The sequence below is a fragment of the Mycobacterium sp. genome, assembly GCF_049608025.1.
Classification (GTDB): Bacteria; Actinomycetota; Actinomycetes; order Mycobacteriales; family Mycobacteriaceae; genus Mycobacterium.
Map to the genome: position 1 here is coordinate 1 of NZ_JBMYXC010000092.1, position 5848 is coordinate 5848.

Consider the following 5848-nt stretch of genomic DNA (forward strand, 5'->3'; position numbering starts at 1 on the left):
GCGGTTGCTGGGTCTGCCGCGCTGAGTGACGCACTCCTCGTCAGGGACGTCAACCATCGGAGGGGGATTGTTGCTGGAGTTGGCGGCGGTTGGTTCAGCGCTGCCTGGTCCTGCCTGTTGTCCGTCGCCGAGACAGGTGCGGAGTTACCGCTGGTCGCCGATGTGGCTGCTGAAAGTTGTCCGGCCCAGCTGGGCAGGGTGAAACGCGCGGCGGAGAATCGAGGTGACAATGCCCAGCCCGGATCGGGAGCGCAACGCCGACGAGGAGCAGGAACTGGGAAATACGGCGTTGGCTGATCAAAACCGTGACGGACGGCGTGTCCGGGCTTGCTGAGGTGACAGAAATCGTGCGACCTGGGGCAATTTCGCGCCCAAGAGCATGGCCCTATTATTTCCACATGGGCAGTTCACAACCGCTATCGTGATAGCATTTTGCTATGGCTCAGATTCTGATCCGCCAGCTTGACGACAACACGAAGGCCAAGTTGCAGCAAATCGCCCGGCAACATGGCCGCAGCACCGAGGAGGAAGTGCGGGAAATCTTGCGGAACGCCGTCCGTGGCGTCGACGAGGCGCCGAGTCGCCTCGGTTCCCGCATCGCCGCACGCTTCAGCAGGGTAGGACTCAGCGAGGACATCCCCGAATTGCGTGACAATCCTGTGCGCCCGGCGCAGTTCGATTCATGATCCTGCTCGATACCAACGTGCTCTCGGCGCTAATGCAAGCGACCCCTGATCCTGTCGTGGTGGAGTGGCTCGACAATGAGCCAGCCGAATCCATGTGGACCACATCGATTACCGTCTTCGAAATCCACACCGGGATAAACCTTCTGGAGCGCGGGCGGCGTCGCAGCCAGCTTGAACGAAGCTTCACCCAATTGCTCAAAGACGATCTCAACGGACGCGTCCAGGTCTTCGATCAGGCCGCGGCTCTCACTGCGGGAACCATTGCCGCAGAACAGCAGCGAAACGGCAGGCCGGTAGAGATCCGAGACGTTCAAATCGCCGGTATCGCCGCATCTCGACGCGCAGTTCTAGCCACTCGGAATACCCGCCACTTCGAGACGACCGGGATCGACCTGATCAACCCCTGGGCGTAATCAGCCATTGCCCCAGATCAGATGACAACGGACAACAGCTCGACGAGGCGGTGGGGCGTGTCCGGGCTTGCTGAGGTGACGGAAATCGTGTCGGGCGGCGGTACTTGGTTGGTATGTGTAGCTCTTCGCGGGAGCCGGGCGGGCCGGCGGCGTTGTCCGTCGCATGCGCGGGCGGGCTATGCGTCTTCGGTGGCCAATGTGGCTGTTCTTGAGCGTGCCGTGGAGCGGTGTCGCGTCGATTCGTTGCGTCGGGTGGGTATCAGGCTTGCTGATCCGGTCGGTAGGCCGGAGTTTCCGGTGATCGAGCAGCGGGCCGGCGATGTGGCGGCGTGGGATTTCATCGTTGATGAGCAGCGACGGGTGTCGAGGCATCAGTTCCTCGATGAGGAGGTGGAGGAGTTCATCGAGGGTGGAGCCGATGGCGGCGGATGCGGCCGCGGAGATCGCGGCGACTTGGGACTTGGCTTCGGCTTTGATCTGTTCGATCAGTGCGTCGACGTTCTCGCCTGTTGCTTCGAGGGCGACGCGGGCGGCTTCGAGGGCCTCGATGGCTGCTTCGGCCCACCCGACCACGGCATCCATTTGAGCGAGCATCGCCCCGAGCGTCGTGGCCCAGGCAGAGAGATAGGCAGACGCTTCAGCGATTTGGGCTGCGACCATGCCCATACGGGTGAAATACATCCCCCACGATGTCGAGATCGTTTCCGCGAGTACACCTTGCCCGTGGTTGAGCAGCTGCATGGCGCCGACTTGCCCGTCCTCGGAGACGGCAAGTAGTTCGGAGGAGAGCTTGCCGAGTTCAACCGAGCGGCGCGTTAACTCCGCCGGCTCAAGCGTTTCTTCCCATAGGCCCTGCAGAATTTCTTCGGCATTCGGACCAGGCGGCATCGGTGGCATTGGGTGTCCCCCGGCCTATCCCGTACCGCAAAGCTGATCCAACTCAAAAGACGCCGCCCTTGAGTTGACTACGTCTTCGCCGGAAAAGCTGTGGTTGCGGAGCTTCTCAATCTCGACACGCCGCATATCGATGTAGTTGCTCGCAGCAGCTGCTACATCGGGCGGATTCGGTGCGATCTTGGGTTCAAACAGATCCAGCGCGCGGGCGATCGCTGCCGTTCGATTTCCGATGTATGTGTCGATATTCGGGGTGTCCCAATCCCAACCGGGCGGGAGTGCCGGAATGGAGAGCACGATGGTTTTGGTGGTTTTCCACGCCTTGCAAGTGGTAGAACTGCTATCCGCGGCGCTAGTCGTCGGCGGAGATGCCGTCGGCGACGGAGTGGGACCGGCTGGAGCGCCTTTGCCGTCGAGTGCAACCAAAATTGCACCTGCAATGAGCGCGCAGCCGATCACGAGGGCGGCGAAGATTATCCAGGTCGACCGCGAGGGCTTCGGCGGCTGCTGCGGTGTGGTGCCCATTTGTTGATCGTAATTCGGGCCGCTGCCTGAAACCTGTGGCGGAATTTCGGTCATGATCGCTCCGTCCAGTAGTCGGGTAGCTGTTCCAGATGCTGGCGCAGCCCAGTGGGATCGGCGACCGGCCGGGTGCGTGAGCTCTCAAGCCATGCCAGCCAGTCGTTGTCCTCTCCCCCAGCCGCGAGACCGGCGCGGTACGACGCCGTCCATAAGTTGCGGATAATTTCCATGGCGTCGCGCGCGCCGCTGAAACTGTCGTCGAGCCCGCCGCCGAAACTGCCGACGCGGTATTCGTCTAGGGCAAGGGTGTCTGCGTACCAGGCCTCAAGAGCTGCCCGCCAGTCACCGCCGGCGGCATGCGGCTCCCACGGACGGATGGGCATCATCGCCATCTCGTGCACGGCAAGGGTGTCCGCATCGGCGGACTGGGTACGGTTTACCGACTTCGCCGCGCTATCTCCCAGGACGGCTCGGCGGATCTCGTCGCGGCCTGCCGTATCGATGGTGAGGTGCTCGCGCCAGTTCTGCGCGAGGGTGCCAGCACGAGCGGAGCTGAGCACACCGGTCCATAGGCGGTGACGCGCGGAGCGGTATCCGGTTGCAGCGATGTCTTGTTCGCAGCGGTACAGAAATTCCTGTGTCTGGCGAATCTGCTCGCGAATTCGCCCAAGTCCTGAAGACCCCGCCCCCGGCAACGACGCCAAATCTTCAGGCGTCGGCGGGCCGGGTAACCCATCGTCATCCGGCGGAGGTCCGGGCAAAGGATCATTCATCTCTAATAATTCCGTTCACTTCAAACACAAGTGTTGTTGCACTATTACGTTGTTGCACTATTACGTTATTACGTCTTTGCGTTATCAGTGAGCCACTGGTTCGCCAGCTTGGTCAGGATTCGGCTCATCGACGTGTCGCCATCGAGAGCCGCCTGCTTGAGCTGCCGTACCGTGGCCCGCGGCAGATACACGGTGGCCCGCTGCATGTCGTCGGATGGCGAACGGAACGTGTCCGCGGCGCGGCGGCCGGGGCTGCCGGCCACCCGCGCCTTCATCTTCGCGGCCAGATCGTTTTCAGGCATGCTCCATAACCTCCATTAGCTCGGAAAATACGTCGTCGTAGCCGTACAGGTTTGTCGGCGTGGTCCCGTAGGCGCGGCGGATCGCCTCCCGGCGCACAATCGGGGCGCTAATCACCGGGACGCCCTCGTCTTCGAGAAGTTGGCGCACTTCGCCGGCCAAGCGGGTCCGTAAATCCACGCCAGTGAGCAGCACGGCAGTCGGCCTATGGGCGGTGATTTCCATCGATCAGCGCGTCGACGTTCTCGCCTGTTGCTTCGAGGGCGACGCGGGCGGCTTCGAGGGCCTCGATGGCTGCTTCGGCCCACCCGACCACGGCATCCATTTGAGCGAGCATCGCCCCGAGCGTCGTGGCCCAGGCAGAGAGATAGGCAGACGCTTCAGCGATTTGGGCTGCGACCATGCCCATACGGGTGAAATACATCCCCCACGATGTCGAGATCGTGTCCGCGAGTAGACCTTGCCCGTGGTTGAGCAGCTGCATCGCGCCGACTCGCCCATCCTCGGAGGTCGCAAGCAGCTGCGAGGACAGCGTGCCGAGCTCGACTGAGCGGCGCATCAACTCCGCCGGCTCCAACGAGTCCTCCCAATAACTCCCGAGAATCTCAGAAGCATGCGGAGTGGACGGCTTGGGAGGCAAGATCAGTCGCTAGCTCACGCCGCACGCATGGTCGAGCTTCACCCGCGCAGTCGTGACGGGCACGCCATCGGCAGTAGTGAAGGCTCGATCAGCGAACTGCTGCATTGAATGTCGTTGCGCGGCCACGTAGTCACGCGCTGCAGCTGCAACCTGCGGCGGGTCACTCTCGGAAATGTCACCTTCAAACAAGTCCATGGCGGTCTTAATCGCGGCGTTCTGATCCGCGATCAGGGCGTCGATACGGGGTGTATCCCAATCCCAGCCGGCAGGCAGGGCCGGAATCACGTTGAGTGCAGCCGTGGCTGCGGCCCAGCCTTGACAGGTAGAACTGTCGGCGGCGCTCACCTGCGTGCCCGGATTCCCCGGTGCAACTGCGCTTGGACCGGGCGGCGTCGCGGCGGTGTCATTGCTGTTGCCGCTGTTGATGATGATGGCGCCGCCGATGATGGCGCCGGTAATGAGGATGGCTGCGCTGATGATCGCGGCGGGAAGCCACCGCCGCGACTGGTTAGGCGGCGGTGTGGGGGCCCACTGAGGTGGGGGCGGGGGCTGATGCGGCGGTGCAGCCATAGGTCGATGGTAGCTGCCCGATGCGTGATAGCCGCTGGCGTTGGGGGCGTCGAGCAGTGCGTTTTGGCTCATGGCTGCTCTCCTCTCGGTGTTCGCGGAGGTTGGGAGGCCACCGCAAGGACTATGTCGATAACCCTACGATAGCACAACAATCTACAGATGATAACGCTGTGATAGCATTGGGGGGTGAAGACGTTGCTGTTACGGAATGTTCCCGCCGAGGTTGTTGAACGGTTAGACCGCCTCGCGGCCAGGGAACGCGCCTCGGTGACCGCGGTGGCGATCCGTGAGTTGGCGGTAGCGACGAAGCGCGCCGACAACGCTGATCTGCTCGCGGCCTTGCCTGATCTGAGGGTTGACCTCGACGACTGGGGTGCGAGGTGATCGTGCCCGACGTGTCGGTAGCGCTGTCTGCGCTATGCAACGCCGGTCGGGCCCGGCGACTGTTGAGTGAGGAACACCTTTGTGTCCCTGATCTGGTGGACGGCGGTGTCTCCGAAGGGCTTCGCCTGGCTGTGGCCGAAGACCGACTTGCAGCGGCGCCGGCCAGGGCTGCGTTGGACACCTGGTGTCGCCTCGGGGTTCAGCGACACCCTTCCCACCCGCTGCTGGGTAGGGCGTGGGAACTGGAGGAGCTCGACACCGTCACCGCGGTCTGCGTGGCGCTGGCTGAAGCGCTGGACTGCTCGCTGGTTACCGGGGATCGCAGGATCGCTGCCATAGAGGGTCTGCGTTGCCCGGTGATGGTTTTGGCGCAGTAACCAAAAACGCAACAACGAAACTGAGAAGGAGACACGAAATGCTGGATTTGAAGCAACGCAACACTATTCGCGGATACCTGGACAAAGGTATGAGCCCAGATGCGGTCGCTAACTATTTCGCCCGCCTGGCTGATCTGGAGGAATCTGACATGCTGATCATCCGGTCAGCGGCTTACGACATCCTCAACGAATCCAACTCGGTGTCTGCGCCAGCGGTGGGCCCGCCTGGGCTGCGGTTGATCGCGACCAGTTCGGCCGCGTTGCCGTAGCCGCAAACCTCGCGACGTAT

12 protein-coding genes are annotated in these 5848 nt (G+C 62.5%); 5 read left to right on the forward strand and 7 right to left on the reverse strand.

The window, feature by feature from the left end; all coding sequences use genetic code 11:
• The first annotated feature begins 437 nt into the window (after window positions 1–437).
• Together ACPGXI_RS17505 and ACPGXI_RS17510 are read left to right on the forward strand one after the other, a co-directional pair.
• Window positions 438–686 carry a FitA-like ribbon-helix-helix domain-containing protein gene (locus ACPGXI_RS17505; protein ID WP_526655220.1) on the forward strand — a complete coding sequence of 83 codons (249 nt, stop codon included), beginning with the start codon at window positions 438–440 and terminating at the stop codon, window positions 684–686.
• A complete protein-coding gene (locus ACPGXI_RS17510) occupies window positions 683–1099 on the forward strand; it encodes a type II toxin-antitoxin system VapC family toxin (protein ID WP_526655222.1) in 417 nt (138 codons plus the stop codon). Before ACPGXI_RS17505 ends, ACPGXI_RS17510 begins: the two co-directional genes overlap by 4 nt.
• Here the strand turns inward: ACPGXI_RS17510 and ACPGXI_RS17515 are convergent, their stop codons facing one another.
• From ACPGXI_RS17515 to ACPGXI_RS17545, 7 genes are all read right to left on the reverse strand, one after another.
• Window positions 1100–1996 (reverse strand): hypothetical protein, encoded by an 897-nt coding sequence (locus ACPGXI_RS17515; RefSeq protein WP_526655224.1) that lies wholly within the window; start codon window positions 1994–1996, stop codon window positions 1100–1102.
• A 15-nt stretch (window positions 1997–2011) separates the two neighbouring features.
• Window positions 2012–2572 carry a hypothetical protein gene (locus tag ACPGXI_RS17520; RefSeq protein ID WP_526655226.1) on the reverse strand — a complete coding sequence of 187 codons (561 nt, stop codon included), beginning with the start codon at window positions 2570–2572 and terminating at the stop codon, window positions 2012–2014.
• Window positions 2569–3075: a hypothetical protein gene (locus ACPGXI_RS17525; protein ID WP_526655228.1), complete on the reverse strand. Its 507-nt coding sequence runs from the start codon at window positions 3073–3075 to the stop codon at window positions 2569–2571. Before ACPGXI_RS17525 ends, ACPGXI_RS17520 begins: the two co-directional genes overlap by 4 nt.
• A 281-nt stretch (window positions 3076–3356) precedes the next feature.
• Complete coding sequence (locus ACPGXI_RS17530) at window positions 3357–3590, reverse strand: hypothetical protein (RefSeq protein WP_526655230.1); 234 nt, start codon at window positions 3588–3590, stop codon at window positions 3357–3359.
• Entirely contained in the window at window positions 3583–3783 is a 201-nt protein-coding gene (locus ACPGXI_RS17535; protein ID WP_526655232.1) for a hypothetical protein, read from the reverse strand. Before ACPGXI_RS17535 ends, ACPGXI_RS17530 begins: the two co-directional genes overlap by 8 nt.
• 10 nt (window positions 3784–3793) lie before the next feature.
• Window positions 3794–4228: a hypothetical protein gene (locus ACPGXI_RS17540; RefSeq protein WP_526655234.1), complete on the reverse strand. Its 435-nt coding sequence runs from the start codon at window positions 4226–4228 to the stop codon at window positions 3794–3796.
• Between the two features lie 9 nt (window positions 4229–4237).
• Window positions 4238–4870: a hypothetical protein gene (locus ACPGXI_RS17545; RefSeq protein ID WP_526655236.1), complete on the reverse strand. Its 633-nt coding sequence runs from the start codon at window positions 4868–4870 to the stop codon at window positions 4238–4240.
• Between the two features lie 114 nt (window positions 4871–4984).
• Here ACPGXI_RS17545 and ACPGXI_RS17550 point away from each other — a divergent pair, with 114 nt between their 5' ends.
• Genes ACPGXI_RS17550 through ACPGXI_RS17560 form a run of 3 tightly spaced genes read left to right on the forward strand, consistent with a single transcriptional unit; the run spans window position 4985 to window position 5828 of the window.
• Window positions 4985–5182 carry an antitoxin gene (locus ACPGXI_RS17550; protein ID WP_526655238.1) on the forward strand — a complete coding sequence of 66 codons (198 nt, stop codon included), beginning with the start codon at window positions 4985–4987 and terminating at the stop codon, window positions 5180–5182.
• A 2-nt stretch (window positions 5183–5184) separates the two neighbouring features.
• Window positions 5185–5559: a type II toxin-antitoxin system VapC family toxin gene (locus tag ACPGXI_RS17555; protein WP_526655240.1), complete on the forward strand. Its 375-nt coding sequence runs from the start codon at window positions 5185–5187 to the stop codon at window positions 5557–5559.
• A 38-nt stretch (window positions 5560–5597) separates the two neighbouring features.
• Entirely contained in the window at window positions 5598–5828 is a 231-nt protein-coding gene (locus ACPGXI_RS17560) for a hypothetical protein (protein WP_526655242.1), read from the forward strand.
• Window positions 5829–5848 lie beyond the last annotated feature (20 nt).

Excerpts from the sequence above, each read along its gene's own strand:
- ACPGXI_RS17505 (WP_526655220.1), top strand. The coding sequence starts at position 438 with ATGGCTCAGATTCTGATCCGCCAGCTTGACGACAACACGAAGGCCAAG.
- ACPGXI_RS17510 (WP_526655222.1), top strand. The coding sequence starts at position 683 with ATGATCCTGCTCGATACCAACGTGCTCTCGGCGCTAATGCAAGCGACC.
- ACPGXI_RS17515 (WP_526655224.1), bottom strand. The coding sequence starts at position 1,996 with ATGCCACCGATGCCGCCTGGTCCGAATGCCGAAGAAATTCTGCAGGGC.
- ACPGXI_RS17520 (WP_526655226.1), bottom strand. The coding sequence starts at position 2,572 with ATGACCGAAATTCCGCCACAGGTTTCAGGCAGCGGCCCGAATTACGAT.
- ACPGXI_RS17530 (WP_526655230.1), bottom strand. The coding sequence starts at position 3,590 with ATGCCTGAAAACGATCTGGCCGCGAAGATGAAGGCGCGGGTGGCCGGC.
- ACPGXI_RS17545 (WP_526655236.1), bottom strand. The coding sequence starts at position 4,870 with ATGAGCCAAAACGCACTGCTCGACGCCCCCAACGCCAGCGGCTATCAC.
- ACPGXI_RS17560 (WP_526655242.1), top strand. The coding sequence starts at position 5,598 with ATGCTGGATTTGAAGCAACGCAACACTATTCGCGGATACCTGGACAAA.